The 22,685-nt window shown below is 62.3% G+C and carries 22 protein-coding genes; 11 read left to right on the plus strand and 11 right to left on the minus strand.

The window, feature by feature from the left end:
• Positions 1-308 precede the first annotated feature (308 nt).
• Positions 309-890, plus strand: a complete 582-nt coding sequence (locus BMX61_RS13975; RefSeq protein WP_075628247.1) for an ATP-dependent Clp protease proteolytic subunit — start codon at positions 309-311, stop codon at positions 888-890.
• Positions 891-961: 71 nt separating this feature from the next.
• Here BMX61_RS13975 and BMX61_RS13980 read toward each other — a convergent pair whose 3' ends face one another.
• Together BMX61_RS13980 and BMX61_RS13985 are read right to left on the minus strand one after the other, a co-directional pair.
• The gene (locus BMX61_RS13980; RefSeq protein ID WP_075628246.1) at positions 962-1,375 is read right to left on the minus strand and encodes a type II toxin-antitoxin system VapC family toxin; all 414 of its coding nucleotides are present in this window, start codon (positions 1,373-1,375) and stop codon (positions 962-964) included.
• Entirely contained in the window at positions 1,372-1,662 is a 291-nt protein-coding gene (locus tag BMX61_RS13985; RefSeq protein WP_075628332.1) for a type II toxin-antitoxin system Phd/YefM family antitoxin, read from the minus strand. Before BMX61_RS13985 ends, BMX61_RS13980 begins: the two co-directional genes overlap by 4 nt.
• 132 nt (positions 1,663-1,794) lie before the next feature.
• Here BMX61_RS13985 and BMX61_RS25340 point away from each other — a divergent pair, with 132 nt between their 5' ends.
• Positions 1,795-1,920 carry a hypothetical protein gene (locus BMX61_RS25340; RefSeq protein ID WP_267890863.1) on the plus strand — a complete coding sequence of 42 codons (126 nt, stop codon included), beginning with the start codon at positions 1,795-1,797 and terminating at the stop codon, positions 1,918-1,920.
• Positions 1,921-2,083: 163 nt separating this feature from the next.
• Complete coding sequence (leuA, locus tag BMX61_RS13995; protein ID WP_075628245.1) at positions 2,084-3,787, plus strand: 2-isopropylmalate synthase; 1,704 nt, start codon at positions 2,084-2,086, stop codon at positions 3,785-3,787.
• Positions 3,788-3,863: 76 nt separating this feature from the next.
• On the opposite strand, the gene BMX61_RS14000 is transcribed toward leuA, so the two are convergent.
• The 3 genes from BMX61_RS14000 to BMX61_RS14010 form a co-directional block, all read right to left on the minus strand.
• Positions 3,864-4,706 carry an anti-sigma factor family protein gene (locus BMX61_RS14000; protein WP_075628244.1) on the minus strand — a complete coding sequence of 281 codons (843 nt, stop codon included), beginning with the start codon at positions 4,704-4,706 and terminating at the stop codon, positions 3,864-3,866.
• Positions 4,707-4,710: 4 nt separating this feature from the next.
• On the minus strand, positions 4,711-5,124 hold the full coding sequence (locus BMX61_RS14005) for a sigma factor (RefSeq protein WP_170854945.1): 414 nt from the start codon (positions 5,122-5,124) through the stop codon (positions 4,711-4,713).
• Between the two features lie 313 nt (positions 5,125-5,437).
• On the minus strand, positions 5,438-6,340 hold the full coding sequence (locus BMX61_RS14010) for a metallophosphoesterase family protein (protein WP_075628242.1): 903 nt from the start codon (positions 6,338-6,340) through the stop codon (positions 5,438-5,440).
• On the opposite strand from BMX61_RS14010, the gene BMX61_RS24305 reads away from it, so the two are divergent.
• Positions 6,323-6,523 (plus strand): hypothetical protein, encoded by a 201-nt coding sequence (locus BMX61_RS24305; RefSeq protein WP_139198928.1) that lies wholly within the window; start codon positions 6,323-6,325, stop codon positions 6,521-6,523. The genes BMX61_RS14010 and BMX61_RS24305 overlap by 18 nt on opposite strands.
• Positions 6,524-6,546: 23 nt before the next feature.
• On the opposite strand, the gene BMX61_RS14015 is transcribed toward BMX61_RS24305, so the two are convergent.
• A complete protein-coding gene (locus BMX61_RS14015; RefSeq protein ID WP_075628241.1) occupies positions 6,547-7,527 on the minus strand; it encodes a glutathione S-transferase family protein in 981 nt (326 codons plus the stop codon).
• 297 nt (positions 7,528-7,824) lie between these two features.
• Here BMX61_RS14015 and BMX61_RS14020 point away from each other — a divergent pair, with 297 nt between their 5' ends.
• The gene (locus BMX61_RS14020; RefSeq protein ID WP_075628240.1) at positions 7,825-8,334 is read left to right on the plus strand and encodes a GNAT family N-acetyltransferase; all 510 of its coding nucleotides are present in this window, start codon (positions 7,825-7,827) and stop codon (positions 8,332-8,334) included.
• Positions 8,335-8,536: 202 nt separating this feature from the next.
• Positions 8,537-9,370, plus strand: a complete 834-nt coding sequence (locus tag BMX61_RS14025) for an alpha/beta fold hydrolase (RefSeq protein ID WP_075628239.1) — start codon at positions 8,537-8,539, stop codon at positions 9,368-9,370.
• A 21-nt stretch (positions 9,371-9,391) separates the two neighbouring features.
• Here BMX61_RS14025 and BMX61_RS14030 read toward each other — a convergent pair whose 3' ends face one another.
• On the minus strand, positions 9,392-9,814 hold the full coding sequence (locus BMX61_RS14030; RefSeq protein ID WP_234794685.1) for a DUF779 domain-containing protein: 423 nt from the start codon (positions 9,812-9,814) through the stop codon (positions 9,392-9,394).
• A gap of 137 nt (positions 9,815-9,951) precedes the next feature.
• The gene (gene adh / locus BMX61_RS14035) at positions 9,952-11,460 is read right to left on the minus strand and encodes an aldehyde dehydrogenase (protein WP_075628238.1); all 1,509 of its coding nucleotides are present in this window, start codon (positions 11,458-11,460) and stop codon (positions 9,952-9,954) included.
• Between the two features lie 242 nt (positions 11,461-11,702).
• Between adh and BMX61_RS14040 the strand changes: the two genes are divergently transcribed.
• Positions 11,703-12,341: a LysE family translocator gene (locus BMX61_RS14040; RefSeq protein WP_075628237.1), complete on the plus strand. Its 639-nt coding sequence runs from the start codon at positions 11,703-11,705 to the stop codon at positions 12,339-12,341.
• Between the two features lie 13 nt (positions 12,342-12,354).
• Here the strand turns inward: BMX61_RS14040 and BMX61_RS14045 are convergent, their stop codons facing one another.
• Together BMX61_RS14045 and BMX61_RS14050 are read right to left on the minus strand one after the other, a co-directional pair.
• Positions 12,355-12,996, minus strand: coding sequence for a hypothetical protein (locus BMX61_RS14045; RefSeq protein ID WP_075628236.1), 642 nt, complete (start codon positions 12,994-12,996; stop codon positions 12,355-12,357).
• A 465-nt stretch (positions 12,997-13,461) separates the two neighbouring features.
• On the minus strand, positions 13,462-14,406 hold the full coding sequence (locus BMX61_RS14050; protein ID WP_075628235.1) for a GAF domain-containing protein: 945 nt from the start codon (positions 14,404-14,406) through the stop codon (positions 13,462-13,464).
• 372 nt (positions 14,407-14,778) lie between these two features.
• Here BMX61_RS14050 and BMX61_RS14055 point away from each other — a divergent pair, with 372 nt between their 5' ends.
• Complete coding sequence (locus BMX61_RS14055; protein WP_075628330.1) at positions 14,779-15,966, plus strand: benzoate/H(+) symporter BenE family transporter; 1,188 nt, start codon at positions 14,779-14,781, stop codon at positions 15,964-15,966.
• A 66-nt stretch (positions 15,967-16,032) separates the two neighbouring features.
• Here the strand turns inward: BMX61_RS14055 and BMX61_RS14060 are convergent, their stop codons facing one another.
• Positions 16,033-18,093: a putative bifunctional diguanylate cyclase/phosphodiesterase gene (locus tag BMX61_RS14060; RefSeq protein WP_083639485.1), complete on the minus strand. Its 2,061-nt coding sequence runs from the start codon at positions 18,091-18,093 to the stop codon at positions 16,033-16,035.
• A 386-nt stretch (positions 18,094-18,479) separates the two neighbouring features.
• Here BMX61_RS14060 and BMX61_RS14065 point away from each other — a divergent pair, with 386 nt between their 5' ends.
• The 3 genes from BMX61_RS14065 (at position 18,480) to BMX61_RS14075 (ending at position 22,538) form a co-directional block, all read left to right on the plus strand.
• A complete protein-coding gene (locus BMX61_RS14065) occupies positions 18,480-19,094 on the plus strand; it encodes a 50S ribosomal protein L25/general stress protein Ctc (protein ID WP_075628234.1) in 615 nt (204 codons plus the stop codon).
• Positions 19,095-19,324: 230 nt separating this feature from the next.
• The gene (locus BMX61_RS14070) at positions 19,325-21,754 is read left to right on the plus strand and encodes a putative bifunctional diguanylate cyclase/phosphodiesterase (protein WP_075628233.1); all 2,430 of its coding nucleotides are present in this window, start codon (positions 19,325-19,327) and stop codon (positions 21,752-21,754) included.
• Complete coding sequence (locus BMX61_RS14075; RefSeq protein WP_170854946.1) at positions 21,729-22,538, plus strand: substrate-binding periplasmic protein; 810 nt, start codon at positions 21,729-21,731, stop codon at positions 22,536-22,538. Before BMX61_RS14070 ends, BMX61_RS14075 begins: the two co-directional genes overlap by 26 nt.
• Positions 22,539-22,685 lie beyond the last annotated feature (147 nt).

Consider the following 22,685-nt stretch of genomic DNA (forward strand, 5'->3'; position numbering starts at 1 on the left):
ATGGTTCAAGCCGCCCTGTCCCGGATTTGAGACCGGCGGCGCCGGTGCAACGACCGGCACAGCATGAGTTAGGGGGCGATCGTGACAAATGGAAGTCTGTTTATTCTTACATTTGCGTAATCCGATGGAGCCTACCATCGTCGGCGCGGCGGCACCCGGCTTCAGGCGGAGGCTGGAAACCATATCGGCGAAAACGCCACGCTGACGGCAGGCATGGCCGTGCTTGTGCGGCAAGGCGCATTGTTTTCGCCGTCGAGTCGCCTTATCTGGAAAGCGGACATCACGAAGCATCCCTTGGGGAGAGACGCATGAACGAAGACGACGACGACAAGAAGACGGAGTTGCCGCTGGGCAAGGAAACCGAGGCGAACCTGTTCAAGTCTCGTTCGATCTTCATCTATGGCGGGATTACGCAGGATCTGGCGCAAAAAGTCTGCTCGCAGCTGATGGCGTTGGCCGCCGCCGGCGATGACGACATCAGGATTTTCGTCAATTCGCCCGGCGGCCACGTCGAATCGGGCGACAGCATTCACGACATGATCAAGTTCGTGAAGCCGAAGGTTTGGGTCATCGGCACCGGTTGGGTCGCCTCTGCGGGCGCGCTGATCTATGTTTCCGTGCCGAAGGAGCGCCGGATCTGCCTGCCGAACACCCGCTTCCTGCTGCATCAACCGTCTGGCGGCACGCGCGGCATGGTCTCCGATATCGAGATCCAGGCACGTGAAATCATCAAGATGAACGAGCGGCTGATCAAGATCTTCTCCAAGGCCACCGGCCAGCCGGAAGAAAAGATCGCCAAGGACATCGATCGCGACTACTGGCTCTCGGCCGAAGACGCCGTGGGTTATGGATTGGTCTCGCGCATTGTCACCAATGTTGCCGATATTTGAAGCCTCGCGCTTCTGACATCGAAGGCCCTGCCTAGTGACCGGCGGGGCCTTTTTCATGTCTGGCTCCATGATCAGCCGTGGCTGGTGGCCAATAGCGGGTATTCCGACAGGGCTTGGTCCATGGCCACGAGCCGCAAGCCCTCAATGGCGCATTGGGCGAGCAGCAGACGATCGAACGGATCGCGCGTCGGTGGCTCGGGCTGGACGTGAAACAGCGCATGGCTGGCTTGAACGGGCATGATTGTCATGCCCAGACGCGCAATCATGTCGGGCAGAGTGTCAATTGGCACACCGAAGCCAAGCTTGCCGAGCCGAACCTTTATTGCCATTTCCCACAGCGTCGCTGCGCTGATGAATGTCTTGTTCGGTTCCGTGAAGCGGCCGGCTGACAGGGGCTCAAGAAGGACTTGAATCGTGGCTGGTAGTCGGTTCGTTGAATCCATCAAGATCGCAATGAAGATCTGCGTGTCGAGAAGCAGCCTCATTTTTCGCCTTCAAGCGCCGGCAGTGGCGTGATCAGAAAATCCACGGGGAGCGGATCGTCGAAATCTTCGGCAACGTAGGTGAAGATGCTATCGATCCCCTTTTCCCGCTTGTAGGCGCGAAACGCCTCCAGGCCTGGCATCGATCCGGTTTCGGTCGTCTTCTCCGGCGGCACGAGCTCGATGACGGGTTTTCCGTCAAGCGTCAGCGTGATGCGCTCGCCCGCTTCCACGCGGCGCGCAAGCTCTCGCAATTGGCCCTCGGCCTCGATCAGCGGCAGGATGGTCATGGAAATTATCATAGCGCGCCGGCCGCCTGCTGGCAAAGCCATGAACCCTTTGCGCGGATGCGATCCGCGCGGTCGCTGCCGAATTTCACGGCAAGGCTTGCCCTTTATTTCGGCGGTCGTTATAGAGGACGCATGACGAACAACGACGTGACAGAGATGCGCCAGAGCCAGCCGGAACGCGACAGCGTCCGCCAGCGCGCCCGTGCCTTCACGTCTCTTCTTCTTCTCGGCCTTACGCGCGGTTGCCGGGTTCTTTGAAGGAGCGCCCGGCAGCCGAAAAGCCCGCCGGCACAGCTCCTTGCAATCCGTCCAATTTATAAGCCATAGAACGCCATCGGCGTCGCCTTGTCGCTTACTTTCTGCCGAGATCGGGGAGTGGCCATGCGCGAAGCCTGGTCGTCAGACGAAGAGAACCCGAGAGATGATCGTCAAGACCCACCCCGTGAAGCAGGGCATGCCCGATGCCGCGCGCAAATATCGGCCTTATCCGCCGGTGGCCCTGCCGGACCGTACCTGGCCCTCCAAGATCATCGACAAGGCACCGATCTGGTGCTCCGTCGATCTGCGTGACGGCAACCAGTCGCTGGTCGATCCCATGGGGCACGACCGCAAGGCCCGCATGTTCCAGCTGCTGTTGGACATGGGCTTCAAGGAAATCGAGATCGGTTTCCCCTCCGCCTCACAGACCGACTTCGACTTTGCCCGCTGGTGCGTGGAAGAGGGGCATGTCGGCAAGGACGTCTCCCTGCAGGTGCTGGTCCAGTGCCGGCCCGAACTGATCACCCGCACATTCGAGGCGCTGGAGGGCGCGCACCGGCCGATCGTGCATTTCTACAATTCCACCAGCGAGCTGCAGCGCCGCGTGGTGTTCGGCAAGGATGTCGCCGGCATCAAGCAGATCGCCACCGACGCAGCCAAGATGATCGCCGACATGGCGGCTAAGGCCGGAGGCGGCTACCGCTTCGAATATTCGCCCGAGAGCTTCACCGGGACCGAGCTGGAGGTGGCGCTGGAGATCTGCAACGCGGTCGTCGAGATCATCAAGCCGACGGCCGACAACAAGCTGATCCTCAATTTGCCCTCGACGGTCGAAATGTCGACGCCGAACATCTATGCCGACCAGATCGAATGGATGTGCCGCAACATCGACAATCGCGAGAACGTGCTGATTTCGCTGCACCCCCACAATGATCGCGGGACGGGCGTGGCGGCGGCCGAACTCGGCCTGATGGCCGGCGCCGACCGCATCGAAGGAACGCTCTTCGGCAATGGCGAGCGCACGGGCAATGTCGATGTCGTGGCCCTGGCGCTGAACATGTATACGCAGGGCGTTGATCCCAAACTGGATTGCTCCGACATCGTGCGCATGCGCGAGGTCTATGAATATTCCAACCAGATGGTCATTCCCGAGCGCCATCCTTATGTCGGCGAGCTGGTCTACACCGCCTTCTCCGGCTCGCATCAGGATGCGATCAACAAGGGTATGAAGGCGATCAAGACCGCCAATCACACCTTGTGGGAAGTGCCCTATCTGCCGATCGACCCGCAGGATGTCGGCCGCTCCTACGAGGCGATCATCCGCATCAATTCGCAGTCCGGCAAGGGTGGCATCGCCTATATCCTGCAGGAGGATTACGGCATCAACCTGCCGCGCAACCTGCAGGTGGAATTCCGCGAAGACATTCAGCGCATCACCGATGAAGGCGGCAAGGAACTGCCGTCGAAGGCGATCCATGCTCGCTTCCTCGAGCGCTATGTCGAGCAGCCCGGCGCGCGCCTGCGCTTTGTCGAGCACCACACCTATCCCGCCGGCACCGAGCATCCAGGCCAGCGCGTGGTTGCGGCTGAAATCATCGACCGCGGCGAAACAAAGCAGATCGAGGGCAAGGGTAACGGCCCGATCGACGGCTTCGTCAATGCGCTGTCGATTTATCTCGGCATTCCCATGTCAGTGGCCGATTATTCCGAACATTCGCTCCAGCACGGATCGAACGCCTCGGCCATCGCGTATGTCGAGCTGGAACACCCTGAGGGCAAGCTCTTCGGCGTCGGCATCAACACCAACATCGTCGCCGCCTCGCTGGAGGCGATTGTGTCGGCGGCCAATCGGGTGATCGGGAACTGAGTGAGACAGTGGGGCAGGGCGAACACCCTGCCTCTCTTCATTTTGGTCTCTTAATCCTAGTCGGACTGACGCTGCCTCACGTCCGTTCGGCAAGCTCTTCGGCCAGGCCGCGCAGATTGGCGTCGGAAGAAGGGCCGATCAAGGCGTGGGTGATGCCGCCGGAGGTCCAGGAGAGCATGGCGAGATTGTCACGCATCGTTTCCGCAAGTGTTCCGGCGCTGTCGCTCGTGGCGGCCAGCGGCGCCTTCATCAGACAGAGAGCGACGACGTCGCCATCGCCATTGCGATACAGCAGGGTGGCTGCAGGCTTGCCTTCTGCCACGATCAGCCGTCCGCCTTCGAGCGTGAGCTGGCGATCTGCGAGATCGGGCAGGGCGAAGCCGATGCCGGCTCCTTGCGAGAGCCAGGCAACCAACCGGTCCGGCTCGGTTGCGGTCATCTCCACCAGATGGCCCTGCTGGCGGGTGTGAATGCGATAGGCGTCGATCATGTCGTCACGCCAGTTGCGCGCGGGTGCCAAGCTCTCGGGCGGAAGCTCGTCATTCATCGTGCGGCCGATCAGAAACCCCGTCGAGCCACCGATCAGCACCAGCGCTACGCCGCCGCATAGAAACCGCGGCCAAAGCTTCACGCGCTTCGGCTTCGCCATCGTGGTGGCAACACGCTCCTGCGCAGGCATGCTCTGTTCGGCGCCGTTGCGCATCTGGCGGACGAGAGAGAGAGGCAAGGGATCGCTCAGCATGGTCTCGAACGCGGCCTGTCCTGCCTCGCCGCCGGCCTTCAGGCGCTGATAGAGGCGGCGTGCCTCATCGTCGCTCTCGACCAGGCGCTCCAATTCGCGTCGTTCCACCTCATCCACTTCTCCGTCGATCAGAGCGGACAGACGCAAAACAAGGGTTGAACCAGTGGCGTGGGGCAAGGAATCAGGCTCGTTTCTCAAAAGTCTTCGTCTCTTGGGCAGCAAAGGACATGCGCGCCTCCGCCACCTGGCGCATCACCGCCTCATGCGGAATGCCGAGAATATCGGCTGCGACCTCATAGCTGAATTTCTCGACATTGACGAGCAGGAAGGCAGCTGAGGAGCCGCTTGGCAGCGGAATGATCCGGGCTGCCGCTTCGATCGATTGGCTCTCCGGCGCCAGCACCAGGCTTTCTTGACGCAGGGCACGCATCAGCCTGTAGACCCAGGCATCGAGCCTGATATCGGCGGCCGGTTGCCCATGGGCGAGCGCGCGCAGGCTGACGGCACCGACCATTTCGTCTGCTGCCTTGGCGCTGGGACACAGCGTCATGGCAAAGCGCCGCAGCCGCGGCAGAAGCGCCACGAGATCCTTCATGAAATTTTGCGAGTCCGCTGCTGGATGCATTGCTTTCCAACCATCGGTTCAGTGATCGCCTGGCCAAAAACCGCTCACCTTGGCGGCAGGGCCATGTCGATCCGGTTTCACCACAGGCGATCGATGCTGATCGGTGACTGCCTGTCTTCAAACGGGAGGCTTCGTATCAGGCTGGATGCCGGCGGCATCCGGTCAAACGCAAAATGGCGCACGAAGCAGTCTAGAGATTCTCTCTAGCATAAAAGCGGGCGGATCGCCATCGCCGGTGCCAGCATGATGCACGCGCGAATTGAGAGATGCGGTAGGCTGCCTGTTAGAATTCGTCCGTCTGCGCCAGTTGAAGGCTGCGTCCGTCAGCGGCGAGCTGGAAGCGTTCGCGCCGGCAAAGCCATTGTCCAGGGCTGCCATTAATGGAAAACAGGTTGAATCCGGCTGGCGGCTTGTGCCCGCCCACCCCTTGAGAAGCCGAGGCGATGCCGACGACCGGCACCGGGCGGATCTGGCCGCGCAGCTGATAGACGGTGTTCAAATGTGTGTGACCATGCAACACCAGCTCCGCGCCGCCAGAGGAGATCACGGCGCCGAAGCGGCGGATCCCGATCATCCGCTTGTGCATGGAGGTCGCACCACGGATCGGCGGGTGATGGATCATCACCACCCGGAAGAGGCCGGCCTCGCCTGCGGCGCGCAGGAGATTGACCGTCTCGCGCGCCTGCCGCCGGCCGAAATAGCCGCTGGCAGCGAAAGGCGGCGTTGCCACCGCTGTCGAGCAGCCAATCAGCGCGACATTTCCGCGGATGCGCAAATAGGGGAAACAGTGGAAATCCTCATTCCAACTCTCCGGCGCCCGCTCGCCGCGCATGAACGGATACCAAGCTTTGACCGACTTTTCATAGGCGCCGGGGACATAGGCATCGTGATTGCCGGGAATGATCGAAATATGCTCCGGCGACCCGGCGGCGGTCAGCCAGGTTTTGACGGCCTCGATTTCGCGCGAGGATGCGAGATTGACGAGATCCCCCGTGATCGCCAGATGATCGGCGCCGGCCGCCTCCACCGCATCCATCAAGACCTCCAGCGTGTCGCTGACCATGTGCTTGCGGCGATTGCGGTGCCAGTTGACGAAGCCGGTGATACGCTTTGACGCGAGTTCGCGCAGCGAAAGATCTGGCAGCGGACCGAGATGGACGTCGGAAATATGGGCGAGCTTGAACATGCGCTTTACCTAGCGCTCGACCTCGTCAAAGAAAACCGGCTGGCCTGGATTTTGGCGAAATTGGGATCAGCCATGCGATATTGCCGAAACTGGCTTGTTCCCGCTGTGGCGAACGCGTCCGTGCGCAGCCCGACTTCTCGTAGCGAATGCGTCACGATGGATCATCTCACCGACGAGCGCTAGGCTCCTTGTAGTACGCCTGCTTCTTAGCCCAGGCTCTCCCGCCCATGCGGACTGTCCAGATCCAGAACCGGGCCAAGAGGGACGATCCGCGTCGGGTTGATCGTCGGATGGCTCATATAATAGTGCCGCTTGATATGATCGAAGACCACGGTCTCCTTCACGCCCGGAACCTGGTAGAGATCTTTCAGATAGGCCTGCAGGTGCGGATAGTCGGCGATGCGGCGGATGTTGCATTTGAAATGGCCGACATAGACGGCATCGAACCGCACCAGCGTGGTGAAGAGCCGCCAATCGGCTTCCGTCAGGTGAGCGCCCATCAAATAGCGCCGGGTCGACAGTCGGGTCTCCAACTCGTCAAGCATGGCAAACAGCGCCGTGACGGCCTCTTCATAGGCATCTTGTCGCGTGGCAAAGCCGGCCTTGTAGACGCCATTGTTGACCGCGTCATAGATACGCGCATTCAGTGCGTCGATCTCGCTGCGCAGATCCTGCGGATAGAGGTCGAGCGTCGAGCCGGTCAGCCCGTCGAAGGCGGTGTTGAACATGCGGATGATCTCGGCTGATTCATTGGAAACGATCCGGCCCAGCTGCTTGTCCCAAAGCACCGGCACGGTGACCCGGCCGGTAAAGGACGGATCGGCCTTGACATAGAGGTCGGCTAGCGTTTCCGCCCCGAAGAGGGGATCAGCCGTGCCGCCATCGCGGTTCTTGAATTCCCAGCCGCGCTCCAGCATCAAAGGGTCAACCACGGCAAGCGAGATCATCGCGTCCAGGCCCTTCAGTCGGCGCACGATCAGCGTGCGATGGGCCCAGGGGCAGGCATAGGATACGACAAGATGGTAGCGGCCGGCTTCTGCCGCAAAGCCACCTTCGCCACTGGGGCCGGCGCTGCCATCGGCCGTCACCCAGTTGCGAAAGCGCGACTCCTGGCGCTTGAAGCGGCCCTCGGTCTTGTCCGTGTCGTACCAGACATCCTTCCATACCCCCTCCACCAGCATGCCCATGGTCGTGCCTCCTGCCGTTTCGCTGCCGCTTTCCGTTAGAGATAAGGGTTTTGTGCGACAGGCATAGGTCCTTCCCGTTGAACACTGCGTTTCTGCTTGACGCAGCTCGCAGTTCTGCTATCCGGCAAAGGAGGCGGCCCTGTGCTGCCGAGCCGATCATCTTTCTCAAAACGGATATCTAGCCCTTGTATCCTGCAGGACGCTCGCGACGACGCTGACGATCCCACATGCCAAACCCGAAAGGGTGGCATGGTCTCGCTCGTTTGTTTGCCGGCCACAGTCTTGCCAGGTTGCCTGATGTTCCAGAAAAAGCATGACCTCGTCTATCTCACCGAAGACGCCACCCATGATGCCGCGATCGATCTGATCAACCGGGAAGCCTTCGGCCCCGGACGCTTCACCCGGGCTGCCGCGCGCATCCGGGAGCAGGGGCCGCATGATCGGAGCCTCTCCTTCGTCTGCGCCGACGATGGCGAGACGATCGCCTCCGTCAGGATGACGCCCGTGAGCGCGGGCGAGGTCAGGGGGCATCTGCTCGGCCCGCTCGCGGTGCGGCCGTCGCACAAGAACAGAGGCATCGGCCGCGAACTGGTCCGCATTGCGGTGGAAGCGGCGCGGCGCAAGGGCTCGCAAGGGGTGATTCTCGTCGGCGATCCGCCATATTATGGGCCGCTCGGCTTCCAGCCCGTAGCCTATGGCAGCCTCATTTTCCCAGGTCCTGTCGATCTCGCCCGCATTCTCGTCGTGCCAATGGTGGACGATATCGACCGGCTTTTGCATGGTGTCATCGCCTGGCGCCCGGCGTGATCCCTGCATGATTTGCGTGCCGCCTAATCTTTGGCCGGCAAATCAGATCAACTGCCCAGAGAATAAGCAGGCGCAGGGGTTAAGACCTTGTCTCTCCAATCATTTTTTCGTGAGTGGAATTGACGGCTGACGGTTTTCCGTTAGCTTTTCATTTATCTTAAACCTTTGGCTCGGTTCGTCTCAGCGCGGAAAGTGGTGGGAGATGGTATCTCGTTGGCGGCTTGGCGCCCTGGTCACGGCGCTCGTGCTTTTCTCCTATTGGGCGTTCGCCATGCCGGCGCCGCGCTGGCGTAGTTTCACGCCGCCGCCACCGTTGCCTCATGCCGACGAGAGCGGTTATGCCGCCGTCAACGGCATCCACATGTATTATGCCATCTTCGGCAAGGGCAGGGGCGATCCGGTTCTGCTGATCCATGGTGGCATGGGCAGCGGCGATGCCTGGGGTTTCGAAGTGCCGGAACTGGCCAAGACGCATGAGGTGATCGTCGCCGACAGCCGCGGTCATGGGCGCTCCACCCGGCTGCGCATGCGCTACACCTATGATCTCATGGCCAAGGATTATATCGCGCTGCTCGACCAACTCGGCATCGACAAGGTGGCGCTGGTCGGCTTCAGCGATGGGGGCATTATCGGTTTGGATATCGCCATCCACCATCCGGAGCGGCTGACCAAGCTCTTCGCCCAGGCCGCCAATGCCTCGCCGCAAGGCCTGTTCGATTATGGCGGCTCGGACGGTCTGGCAGCCAAGGATGACGATCCCGATGATGCGGATGATTTCCACGCCTTCAAGGCGGCGATCGAGACCATGTGGCGGACGGAACCGAACTTCACGCAGGCTCAGCTTGCGTCGATTCCGGTTCCAACCGAAATCGTGGTCGGCGATCATGACGAATTCATCCGGCCGGAACATTCACGTTACCTGGCGGAGACCATCCCAGGTGCCAAGCTGGTGATCCTCAGGAATGTCAGCCATCTCGCTCTGGCTCAGGATCCGGCCCAATATCTCCATGCGATCCGAAACTTCATCGGCTCCTAACGGCCGGCGAGGTATCCGACCTCAGCCCGGCTTGGATTCCTGCGCCCGCCGCACCACCGGCACGGCGCAGGCCTCGCCGCCCGAAAACAGCCGCGAGCGTGTGAGGAAGCGCTTCTCTCGGCCATTGTCGAGGGAGAACATGCCGCCGCGGCCGGGCACGACGTCGATGATCAGCTGGGTATGGCGCCAGGCTTCGAACTGACTTTCGCTGATATAGACGGGCACGCCACCGATCTCGCCGAGCTTGATGTCGCGGTCGCCGACGATGAAGTCGTCCGCCGGATAGCACATCGGCGAGGAGCCATCGCAGCAGCCGCCGGACTGGTGGAAGAGGATCTGCGGATGGTCGCGCCGGATCTCCTCGATCAGGCTGAGTGCTGCCGGCGTCGCGGTCACGCGCGGCTCGCCGAGAGTCTCGTTTGTAAGCGTTTCGGCGTCGATCACGCGCGTCTCCTCTCGCAATATTCAAAGAAGTCTTCGGATCTTGTATGTGCTTGACCCGCCGCGTGGCGCGCGGCCACGGGCGGGTCACAAGTTCAGCTCTGCTGTCCCAGCACAGCAGCAACATTGAGATATTCTGCTCAGAAGAAGCCGAGCGCCTTCGGGCTGTAGCTCACCAGCATGTTCTTGGTCTGCTGGTAGTGGTCGAGCATCATCTTGTGGGTCTCGCGGCCAATGCCCGATTGCTTGTAGCCGCCAAAAGCGGCATGGGCCGGATAGGCATGGTAGCAATTGGTCCAGACACGGCCGGCCTGGATGTCGCGGCCGAAATGGTAGCAGCGATTGGCGTCGCGGCTCCAGACCCCGGCGCCGAGGCCGTAGAGGGTGTCATTGGCGATTGCGAGCGCTTCCGCATCGTCCTTGAAGGTGGTGACCGAGACCACAGGGCCGAAGATCTCCTCCTGGAAGACCCGCATCTTGTTATGGCCCTTGAACACGGTCGGCTTGACGTAATAGCCGCCGGCAAGATCGCCTTCGAGCGTATTGCGCTCGCCGCCGATCAGCACCTCGGCGCCTTCCTGGCGGCCGATATCGAGATAGGACAGGATCTTTTCTAGCTGTTCCGACGAGGCCTGGGCGCCGATCATGGTCTGCGGATCGAGCGGGTTGCCCTGTTTGATGGCCGCGACGCGGGCAATCGCCTTTTCCATGAAGCGGTCATAGATCTTCTCATGCACCAGCGCGCGGCTCGGGCAGGTGCAGACCTCGCCCTGGTTGAGCGCGAACATGGCGAAGCCTTCGAGCGCCTTGTCGAGATAGTCGTCATCCTCGGCCATCACATCGGCGAAGAAGATGTTCGGCGACTTGCCGCCGAGTTCGAGCGTGACGGGGATCAGGTTCTGGCTGGCATATTGCATGATCAGCCGGCCGGTCGAGGTCTCGCCGGTAAAGGCGATCTTGGCGATGCGCGGGTTCGACGCCAGCGGCTTGCCCGCTTCCAGGCCGAAGCCATTGACGATGTTGAGCACGCCGGGCGGCAGGAGATCGCCGACCAGTTCGGCGAAGACGAGGATCGAGGCCGGCGTCTGTTCGGCCGGCTTCAGCACCACGCAATTGCCGGCGGCGAGCGCCGGAGCGAGCTTCCAGGCCGCCATCAGGATCGGGAAGTTCCAGGGAATGATCTGGCCGACCACGCCGAGCGGCTCATGGAAATGATAGGCGATGGTGTCGTGGTCCACCTCGCCGATCGAGCCTTCCTGGGCGCGCACGCAGGAGGCGAAATAGCGGAAATGGTCGATGGCGAGCGGAATATCGGCCGCCATGGTTTCGCGCAGCGGCTTGCCATTGTCCCAGGTCTCGGCCTTGGCCAGAAGCTCCAGATTGGCCTCCATCCGGTCGGCGATCTTGAGCAGGATGTTGGCGCGCTCCGTGGTGGAGGTGCGGCCCCATTTTTCGCGGGCGGCATGGGCGGCATCGAGCGCGGCTTCCACATCCTCGGCCTGCGAACGGGCGATCTGGCACAGCACCCCGCCGGTGATCGGCGTCGTATTGTCGAAGGTGCGGCCGGACAGCGCCTCGCGCCATTCGCCGCCGATGTAGTTGCCATATTTCTGCTTGAACGGGTTCTCGACGATCTTCTGGTGCAGCATGGTGTTCCTCCTCCGAAAACAGATTGCGAGCATCTGTGGATGGGAAGGTGCGGCAAAGGCCGGGACGAAAACAGGGCCTGCCAGTCGGTGACGTCTCATGCCTGTTTCAAAACTGCGACAGCTGCGCTGCGGCAAGCATGTTGCGTCGCACTTGATTCGACGGCGTGCAAGACCCTCCTAAATCAGGCTTGCATCCTTGTCGGCCTTGTGGATTGCTCGGGTTTTTTAAATGGGGATCTCTCATGTCGATTGAACACTGGCTGGCTTTCGTTGCCGCATCATCCGTCGTTCTGGCCATTCCCGGGCCGACCATCCTTCTGGTGATCTCTTATGCGCTCAGCCACGGGCGCTCCGTGGCCACGGCCACGGTGGCCGGCGTCGCGCTCGGCGATTTCACGGCGATGACCGCTTCCATGCTTGGGCTGGGCGCGCTGCTGACGACATCGGCCGGCCTGTTCACACTGCTCAAATGGGTCGGCGCGGCCTATCTGATCTATATGGGCGTCAAGCTCTGGCGTGCGCCTGTCGGCGAGAGCCAGGCATCGCAGAGTGAGGGCACAGCTCCGGCGATCAGGCCCTTTCGCGTGTTTGCCCATACCTATGTCGTCACCGCGCTCAATCCGAAGAGCATCCTGTTCTTCGTTGCCTTCTTGCCGCAATTTCTGGATGCGACACAGCCGCTGCTTTTGCAGATGGCGATCTTCGAGATCACCTTCTTGGTTCTGGCGACGCTCAATGCCACGCTTTACGGCATCATGGCGTCGGCAGCTCGGCGCTCGATCCGCAAGCCGGGCGTCCAGCGTCTCGTCAATCGCACGGGCGGTTCCCTGATGATCGGCGCGGGTCTGGTGGCGGCCGGCTGGCGTAAGGCAGCCATATGACCCTGCTTCGGCTTTAGCCCGCGATGCGCTGTTCGAGCGTGTGTACGCGTTCCGACAGGTCGCTGATCGACAGCCGCTCATGCGAGCCCCTGCCGCTCAAGGACTGGTTGTAATGCGACATGGCCTCCGCCCTGAGGCCACGCAGGTCAAAGGTACCGGATGACAGGGTGCTTTCAAGGTCGGCCAGACGGTTGGACAGGCCGCCGAGCCGGCTGAGCATATCGCTGCGGAAGGGCGTCAATTCGTCGCGAATGCCCCATACATCCTGCCGGGCTGCCTCGAGCTGCTGGCGCACGGTCGAGATTTCCTGGCGCAGCGCGGCAAGCGCCTCACCCGCGGCAGCGATGTTGGTCAGCACAAAGCCGATGTCGCGGCCGGCAAGAAGATCGGAATGGCTTGTTTCGTCGGCGGGACTGCCTTGGTCCTCAGAGGCCCGCGTGGTCGCGTGGGCGCTCGTGACATGAACGAGCTCGGAAAGTTCGGGGCTTTCGGAGAGACGCTGGGCGATCTCCTGCGCGGTGACAAGCGTCGTCGGCGCCGGAGACGGGCGCACGGTCTCGCCGCCTGCTTGGTCTTCCGGGTCGCGTCTTGCTGGGGGATCGTGCCTGGAAAGGCCGCGCTCGCCCGGCGCTCTGATGCCGTCCGTGATGGACATAGGCTACTCCGAACTCAAAACCTCCTGTCGTTCCATCTCGTTCCGGCCATCGGCGCCATCATGGTCACCGCTGATTCTGCGCGCCGTGCTTTTCTCTTGAGCAGAAGGATGACGAGCCAGCCTCCGAAGCCGCGCTGAATGCGGTGGAGACGGCACTGTCAAACCATGGGCTCGACAAGGAAACGCGCCGTCGCGTCAGTCCGTCTCCATTCCGGCGCTTCTACGCAAAAAGAATGACGGGCCTGGGTACAGCTTCCCCGCGTCCGATCTGCGGCAGAATCAAAGTTTTACAGTCTATCCCACGCGGCTTTTCAAGGCGTGGGCTGTCTTCACAGAGATGCGCGCAGTCCGGCCATCGAGCCTGCTGTCCGCTATCCTTAAAGCATCGTATTTTAACAAATCGTGCAAGCGCATGGGATCTAGCGGCAAAATGCAGGCCGTACTGCAACGCGGTAAGCCGATGTTTCAATTCACCTGCAGCCGTTTCATCTTCCGATAGAGCGTTGCGCGGGAGATGCCGAGGCTGTCGGCAGCTTGCGAAACATTGCCGCCGCTGCGCGACAATTCCCGGCGCAGCGCCGCACGCTCCGCCTCCAGCAATGGCTCGCCTTTCAGGCCGGCATCTTCACCGAGCAGATCGGCGGCCGGCACGCCAACGGCGATGCGCTCGTCATCCAGCCCCAAGCGCAGCCGAGCCGCACGGGTCGCGCCCAGCACAAGATCGTCGCGATCGATAGCAAGGAGCGCCGGCGCCGCCTTGTCGACCGGCACCAGCAGAATGCGTGCCTGTGGAAAGGCGCGCCGGAACAGATTGGTCTCGATGCGCTGCGCCGCCTCGCGCACCGCGTGGTGCAAAATCATCAGTGCCATGTCAGAGGCGTCATCGCGGCAGGTGGAAATGTCGATAGCGGCGGTCACCCGGCCCCGGTGATCGCGGATCGGGGCTGTGGCGCAGGAAAGCCGCGTATTGCGACTCAAGAAGTGTTGGTCGCGCTCGATCAGCACCGGGCGCTCATCGGCCAATGCCGTGCCGATCCCATTTGTGCCGACACTGGCTTCGCTCCAGATCGTCCCGGACCAGAGGCCGACACCCCGAAAATCCTTGTCGTCGCCGGCCGCGCCGCGCCGCTCCAGGGCCACGCCGCGCTCGTCGGTGAGAAGCAGGCAGCAGCCCGCCTTGCCGACCATCGAAAACAGCCGGTCGAGTTCGCTGCTCGCTTCCTCGATCAGCGGCGAACTGCGCTCACGCGCGGCCCGGAACTCGCTGTCGCCAAGCCGATCGGGAACACGAGCCTCTTCCGGCGACAAGCCATAGAGGGTCAGGCAGCGCCGCCAGGACGCGGCAACGGGCGAACTGGCAGCCGCCGACGCATGATGCGCCACGGCCTGGACATGGTCTGAATGGTTCATCCGCTCTCCTCCCCGAAAGCTGATGCGCACACTATAGGCCGGCCACAGCCATCCGTCCATCCTCCGCTCTCGCCGCTTGAAAAGTCCCGCGCCGAAACCTCGCAGCGTGTATTTCGATGCGAGTGCGGCGCCGATCTTGAAGGGTCTGTCCGGCCAGGCGCCGCTCGCGATCCGACAACCACTGGAGCTTTGCCGAAGAGGGCAGGGGCGGCGGACGACGATCCGCCTTCCTGAATTTTCGCATCGGGCAGCGCCTGCCTGATTTCGGTTGACGGCCCGATAGGCTAAGCACGCACAAAGCGGGTGGTGACGGGCAGCTTCCAGGCTTCGCGTCGCCGGCTTCGCCGATACGTCCTCCGCCTGAAATCGGATATGCTCATGCTGCGCGATTTTTCTCCCCAGAGCACTGTCATGGGGCTTCTCGCCGCCTTTGTCGGCTTCGCAAGTTCTTTCGCCGTGGTGATCCATGGGCTCGTCGGTGCAGGCGCCAGCGAAGCGCAGGCAGCCTCCGGCCTTGCCGCGCTCTCGATTTCGATGGGCCTTTGCGCGATCGTTCTGAGCCTGTGGCGTCGCATGCCGATCAGCATCGCCTGGTCCACGCCTGGCGCCGCGCTCCTGGCGGCGACCGGCGCGATCCAGGGCGGCTTTCCGGCGGCCGTCGGCGGCTTCCTGCTCTCGGCGCTGCTGCTGATCGCTGCCGGGCTCTTCAAGCCCTTTGGGCGGCTGGTCGCGGCGATTCCGCCGGTGCTGGCCAGCGCCATGCTCGCCGGCGTGTTGCTCGGCCTCTGCCTTGCGCCGGTAAAAGCCGTGGCGTTCGATCCGCGCCTGGGCCTACCCATCGTGCTTGCCTGGGCGATCGCCGGGCGGATCCATCGTCTGGCGGCCGTTCCTGCCGGCTTGCTTGCTTTCGGCGTGGTCGTGGCGCTGGGCGTGGATATACCTGCCGATGCCGGCGCGCGCCTGGCGGCAAGCCTCGGGCCGCGCTTCGAATGGGTCACGCCCGTCTTCAGCCTGGGAGCGTTGGTCACTGTGGCGCTGCCGCTCTTCGTGGTGACCATGGCATCGCAGAATATTCCGGGTATTGCCGTGCTGAACGTCAATGGCTACCAGCCGGCGCCAGGCGGGCTTTTTGCGGCAACTGGCCTGTTCAGCCTGTTCAGCGCCCCATTTGGTGGCCATGCCGTCAATCTCGCCGCCATCACCGCCGCCATGTGCGCAGGCGAGGATGCCCATGCCGACCGCAGCAGGCGCTATTGGTCGGCAATTGTCGCCGGCGTGGCCTATGTGGTCTTCGGTCTGCTCGCGCCGACCATCACGGCGCTGGTGGCCCTGGCGCCGCCAATCCTCATCCAGGCCGTTGCCGGTCTTGCGCTGATCGGCGCTTTTGCCGGTGCTGCCGGTGCTGCCTTTCGCGACGTTGCGACGCGCGAAGCGGCGGCCGTCACCTTCCTGGTCACGGCCTCAGGCGTGTCCTTTGCCGGCGTATCCGGCACGTTCTGGGGGCTTGCGGCCGGCGGCGCCGTGCTCGCCATCGCGCACATCGGAAAGAAGCGCGGCTGACGTTACGGCTGCTGCGCCACAAGGCGCAGCAGCCGGACAATGGTCTCAAGAGGATTTCCGGCCGCTTCAGGCGGCTGTGGCGGCCGGGATCAAAGGCGGATCGAGCGTCATGCGCGTGACGACGGCGATATCCTCGGCGATCTGCGGCCGGCCGAAGAGATAACCCTGCACATGGCAGCAGCCTTCATGCTGCAGGAAAGCCATCTGCTCCTCCGTTTCCACGCCTTCAGCCAGCACGGGAATATCCAGGCTCTGGGCAAGGATGATCGTGGAGCGCACGATGGCGGCCGAGGGGCGGCTGACTGTCACCGCGTCCACGAAGCTCCGATCGATCTTGATCTTGTCGAAGGGGAAGTTCTGCAGCGTCGCCAACGAGGAGTAGCCGGTGCCGTAATCGTCCATGGCAATGCGCACTCCCAGACCCTTCAACTGCTGGATGATGGCCAGCGCCTTGCGCTGATCGGCAATGATGCCGGACTCGGTAATCTCAAGCTCCAGCCTCGCGGCATCGAGTCCCGTCTCGGTCAGGATCGCCTGCACACGCGCGGGAAAGCTGCTGTCTGCAAGCTGGGCCGGGGCGACGTTGACGGCGATCGACAGCGGCCGGGTCCAGCCGGATGCCTCGCGCGCGGCGGTGAGCAGCACCCAGTCGCCCAGCCTGTTGATGAAGGTGCTGCGTTCGGCAAGCGGAATGAAGTCGGAGGGCGGGATCAATCCGAGTTCGGGATGCCGCCAGCGCAGAAGCGCCTCGTAGCCCACGGTCTCACGCGTCTCGACATCGTTTTGCGCCTGATAGACGAGGAAGAACTCGCCACGCTCGAGGCCGCACTGCATCGCCATGGACAGCATGCTGCGCGTCCGTGTCGCATCGTCGGCTGCACGGTCGTAGACGCGGATCGCCTGGGCGCCTGCCTGTTGGGCGCGGTCGAGCGCCAGCGTCGCATGGGTCAGCAGATCCTCCGCCGTCATGGTAGATGGCGTTGCCGCCAGCATGGCGATCCCGGCGCAGGGGCCTGCCGTCAGGCTGCCGCCCTCCCAGGAAATCGGAGCCTGAAGATCTTCGATCAGCTGTGTCGCCAGCCGCAGCAGTCCGCTCTTGGAGGTGTGCGGGCAGACGATGGCGAACGTCTCGCCCGTGCCGCGGGCCAGGAAATAACGCTCGCCGAGGGCTTCCCCGAGTCGCACCGCGACACCGCGCATCAGCGCATCGGCGGCGGTGAAGCCATGGCCGTCACTCACCTCCTTCAGGCGGTCGAGCGCGATTTTGATGACCCCGGCATTGCGCGCCTCGTCGCCATGGGCGATCAGCGTGTCGATATAATCGACCAGGCTGGCGCGGTTCGGCAGGCCGGTCAGTGCGTCGTGCATCGACAGGTGACGGAAGCGCTCGGCGGCACTTTCCTGCGCATGGGCATCGATAAAATAGGCCGCGGTGCCGAAGCTGATAATGATGCCGGTCACAGCGCTGACCAGGATCGCCATGAAAGCATCTGGCACCAGCTGGGCGGAGACCACGATGGTCGGATCCGCCTCGATCGTCAGGGCCGTCATGGCGGTGAAATGCATGGTGATGATCGCCAGGATCAGGCTGGCCGTGCTTGCATGGCGGCAGAAGGACCAGAGCGGCCGGGCCATGCGGTTGCAGACGAGAACGCCGAAAGCCACGCCCAGTACGATCGATGCGAGTACGAAGCCGCGGTCCCAGACCATCCGGCCTTCGATTTCATAAGCTGCCATGCCGATGAAATGCATGAGCACGATACCGCCGCCCAGAACGGCGCCGCCCAGTTCAACCAGCATGCTCCTGGCGGACAAGGTGCTGATCAGCAGGCCGAGCAGCGTCGTGGCAATGGCGACCAGCAGCGAGATCATCGTCAGATCGGGCGCGAAAGCATGGCGCATCGACGGAGAAAAACTCAGCATCGCGATGAAATGCGTCGTCCAGATCGTCGAGCCGCCTATGATGCCGGCCATGAAGATCCAGTTCAGCCGCTGCAGGCCAGGGCTTCGCCGCGCGCGGCTGTAAAGCTGGGTGGTGATAGTGGAACCGAAGATGCAGATCGCCGCCGCGACAAGCAGCAGGGTGATATCATGGCGCGTGGTGATGCAGGAAACGACGGTCAGCATGACGCGCGCCCCATTGATGCCAGGCGCTTTTTGGCGAGCGCCGCCAAGAGCGGCAGGGCACGCACCAATTTCGTTTTTCTCATGCTCGATCTCTTTGCGCGGCCGATGCTCTTGGACAAGACATGAAGCGATCTTCGCATGGCGCTCTTAAGTCTTTATATGCAGCATTGGCTAAAAGGCGCGATATCGCGTCGTTTGACGGTGTGTCGATGAAAAGCCCTGACCGTGCGGTTGAAAAAGTCCGGGATCTCGTCTATGGAGCCCCGTCCGCGCGGACACCCTTGGAGGCAAACGCGGACGGAGCGTTTCGGCGTCTCCCGCTCCGGTGCAGCCTGGCTGCTTAACGAGCGATTCTCCAGATTACAAAGACGAAAAAAGGTATAGCCATGAGCCACGCATCCTACGAGCTCAAGGCCCAGAAGCGCGACCGGGTTGGTAAGGGGTCCTCCCGCGAACTGCGCCGCAACGGGCTTATTCCCGCCGTCATCTACGGCGACAAGCAGCAGCCAATCTCGATCTCGCTGCCGAGCAAAGAAATCACGCTGAAGATCCACGGCGGCGGTTTCATGACGACGGTCGCCACGATCGACGTCGATGGCGAGAAGATCCGCGTCCTGCCGAAGGACTATCAGCTGGATCCGGTCCGCGACTTCACCATGCATGTCGACTTCCTGCGCGTCACCAAGGGCAGCTCCGTCGACGTCGAAGTTCCGGTTCACTTCATCAATGACGACAAGGCCCCCGGCATCAAGAATGGCGGCGTTCTCAACATCGTTCGCCACACGGTCGAACTGACGGTTCCGGCCGACGACATTCCGGAAGCGCTCACGGTCGATCTCGAAGGCCTGAGCATTGGCGACAGCGTTCACATCTCGCAGGTCAAGCTGCCGAAGAACGCAACGCCCGTCATTGCCGATCGCGATTTCACCATCGCAACCATCGCTGCACCGGCCGTTCTGCCGGAAGCCGAAGGCGGCGAAGCCGAAGCCACCGAGGAATAAGGCGAGAGCCTCTTCTTCCTCTACAAGACGGGCGCGCGGCCCCTTTACGCGCGTTCGATCGATCGAAAACCCGCCGTGCGCCAGCGCCCGGCGGGTTTTTTTGTCCTGATCGGCGTCAATCCAGAGGCGGTTTCAACTCTGCTTAAGTTTTGTCTGGTTGTATGGCCGAAACTGTAAGAGCGGGACAATGATATGGACCGGGGACTTAAAACTGTGGCGTGGTGCGAACGATGATGCATTCTGTCGAGCGTCGTTTCGTCGTCACCATCTGCGCCGCAGTATTGGTCGTTGCGACACCGCTGCTCTATCTGTTTTTGAGCCTTTCGGCGGAACGTATCAGCCGCGAGCGGCTGGAGAGCAGCCAGGCCATCTTGCTGACCAGCGCCCAGGCGATCGCCAAGCCCGTCTGGGATTTCGATCGCGAGGGCGTACACTATGTGCTCTCCGCCCTCCTGTCGCATGACGATATTGCCTGGGTTGACCTGACGGATGATAGCGGCAGCCTGTCGCTGCGCCTGCCTGAAGAGAGCCGGCAACAGCAGCCCGCCAATGTGCTGACCCTTTCGCTGCCGGTGGACTACAAGGCGCCAACGGGCATGCGCACCGTCGGTCGCCTGACCATCGGCGTGCACCAGCTAGGCCTGATCGACCGCTTCGGCATCAATGATTTCGGCGCCTTTGGAATTTTTGTCGCAGCGGTCATGGCGATCTTCCTCGTTGCCATCATTTCAAACCGCGTCACCATCATTCATCCGCTGATGCGGCTTGCCGATGCCATCGAGGCGACGCGCCTGTCCGGCTCGCGCCATCAAGTGACCTGGCAGTCCGACGACGAGATGGGCCGGCTTGCCCGCAACTTCAACGACATGCAGCAGCGCCTCGAACGCGATGAGGCGGAGCTGGTGGAAGCGCATCGGCGCACCACCGCGATCTACAACATGACGCCGGCAATGCTGTTTTCGATCGGGGAGGGCCACCGCCTGACCGCGGTGAGCGATTACTGGCTGCAGGCCACGGGCTATCATCGCGCGGCCGTCATCGGCCAGATCTTCACCGATTTCCTGGAGGCGGAGGCGCATCAGGCCTATCTCGATCACCGCGAGCTGGTAATCGCGCAGGATTGCGATCTCTGCCAGGTCACCGTGCCCTTCATCAAGGCGGATGGCACGACCATCACCGTGTTGATCACCGAGCGCCGCCCTCCCGACGGCCTCGACGACGATCACGCGACCCTTTCCGTGATGACGGACGTCACTGCGCTGAAGCAGGCGGAAAGCCGCAACCATATTCAGGCGATGACCGATCACCTGACCGGCCAGCTCAACCGCCAGGGTTTCGAAAGCGCGCTCGGCAAGGCCATTAGGAGTGCCGACAAGCATGGGCTTGGCCTTGCCTGCCTTTTCATCGATCTCGACCGGTTCAAATGGATCAACGACCATTTCGGCCATGCGGCGGGGGATGCCGTTTTGCGTGAGGTCAGTATGCGCATCCGCTCGGTGCTGCGCGAGGGCGACACGCTGGCGCGTCTGGGCGGCGACGAATTCGCCATCCTGATTCTCGACCGTGACGCCGAAGCCTTTGCCCAGACGGTTGGCGAGCGCATCTGCACCCAGCTTGCCGAACCGATCGAACTGGCCGGGGCGGTTGCGGCCATCAGTTCGAGCCTGGGCATCGCCGTCTACCCGAACCATGCCGGCAGCGCCGCCGATCTCCTGCTCAAGGCCGACATGGCCATGTATGGCCGCAAGCATGATGGCAAGAACGGTCTGCTGGTCTATCATCCGGCCCTGATGGATGCTGTACGCGAGCGCCACGATATCGAAGCCAGCATCGAGCTCGGCCTTCGCGAGGACCTGTTCGAGGTCTATCTGCAGCCGATCGTCGATCTGGGCACGGGCCGCATCGCCGGCTTCGAGGCACTGATGCGGCTTAGCCATCCCGAGCAGGGCATGCTGCCGTCGTCGCGCGTCATCGAGATCGCCGAGGAAACCGGCCTGATCGGCCGCATCGGCGAGCGTGTGCTGGAAAAGGCAATCGGGCATCTCAAGCGGTTGAGTGCGCTTGATGGCATCGAATCGACCTATCTGGCGCTCAATCTCTCGCCGCTGCAATTCGAGGAGTCCTTGCCGACACGGCTTGCGGCGCTTCTCCTGAAGCATGAGATTGCCTCGACCCGGATCGTCATCGAAATCACCGAGGCGGTGCTTCTGGCCGACAATCCGGACATGCACATGGTCATGGCGCATCTGAGCGAATTCGGCTGCCGGATTGCGCTCGACGATTTCGGGACCGGCTACTCCTCCTTGAGCTATCTCAACCGCTTCCAGGTGGATATCGTCAAGATCGACCAGTCCTTCACGCGCACACTGGCCAGCGATCAGCCCGACGTGCGCCGCAAAAGTCGGATGCTGATCAAGGGGATCAGGACGATCTCGCAGCAGATGGGCTGTGCCGTCGTTGCCGAGGGCATCGAGAACAAGGAACAGTGGCTTTCGCTGCGCCGGCTAGGCATCGACCACGGACAGGGCTATCTTTTCAGCGCTCCGCTCTCCATCGATGGGTTGATCGAGATGCTCGAAGAGAAATCCGAGGTCAAGCATGGGCTCACCTCGTCGGAACGCCTTGAGGAGACACATGAGTCCGTCGTTTCGACCGGCTGAGAAGGACGGCATCGTCAGGCATCTTTGGCGGTCTGTTTTGCTGAACGGCTTCGCTTGGCTTGGTCTTGTGTGTTTCAGCCTTCTGTCGGCGACAGTTGCCAAGGCCGACCCTGGCGATGGTCCTCCCCTGAGGCTTCTGACGGAAAACTACGCACCCTTCAATTTCGAGGAGGCGGGCGCTTTGACCGGGGTCTCGGTAGAGCAGCTGAAAATCATGCTGTCCGAGGCGCACATCGCCTTTTCGATGGAGATGCTCCCTTGGGCGCGCGCCTATGGACTGGCTGCACGCAGCCCGTCGACCTGCATCTTCTCGACGATGCTCACTCCGCAGCGCCATGACCTCTTTAAATGGGTCGCGCCGCTGTATCACGAAACACAGATGCTGGCCCGTCGCCGTGGGCCGGAGCCCGTGCCCGCCAGCCTGGAAGAGGCCCGCAAGCTGACGGTGGGCGTCTACATCGATGATGTCGCGGCCGATCTGGCCCGTGCACAGAAATTCGACCATATCGACACCTCGCCCAGCTTGGAGTCCAGCTTGGAGAAGCTGCTGGCCGGGCGGGTCGATCTCATCTATATCGGCCGCTCGACGCTCGACCGGCTCCAAGCCGAAGGACAGCCTATAGAGCCGGCCTTGGCGGCCTACAGGGCCGCCGGTGGCCTGGCCTGCAATCTTCAGACACCGGATGCCACGATTGCAGCCTTGCAGCAGGCGCTCGACCGGATGATCGCCGATGGACGGCAGGCTGCCCTGTTCAAGCGTTTCGGCATTCGCAGCGACCCGTAACAAACGCAAGCCGATGTTGGCAGGGCAGCCCCATCCGCCAGACCAGCGGCAAAAACACCTTCACGCCGGGCTGCATCTTGCGCTAAAGCCTGTCGCGATCTGTCAGATCTGCTTTGCACTCGACGGTCCGGTTCAAGCATGTCGCGC

It is taken from the genome of Xaviernesmea oryzae, from assembly GCF_900109605.1.
GTDB classification, from domain to species: domain Bacteria; phylum Pseudomonadota; class Alphaproteobacteria; order Rhizobiales; family Rhizobiaceae; genus Xaviernesmea; species Xaviernesmea oryzae.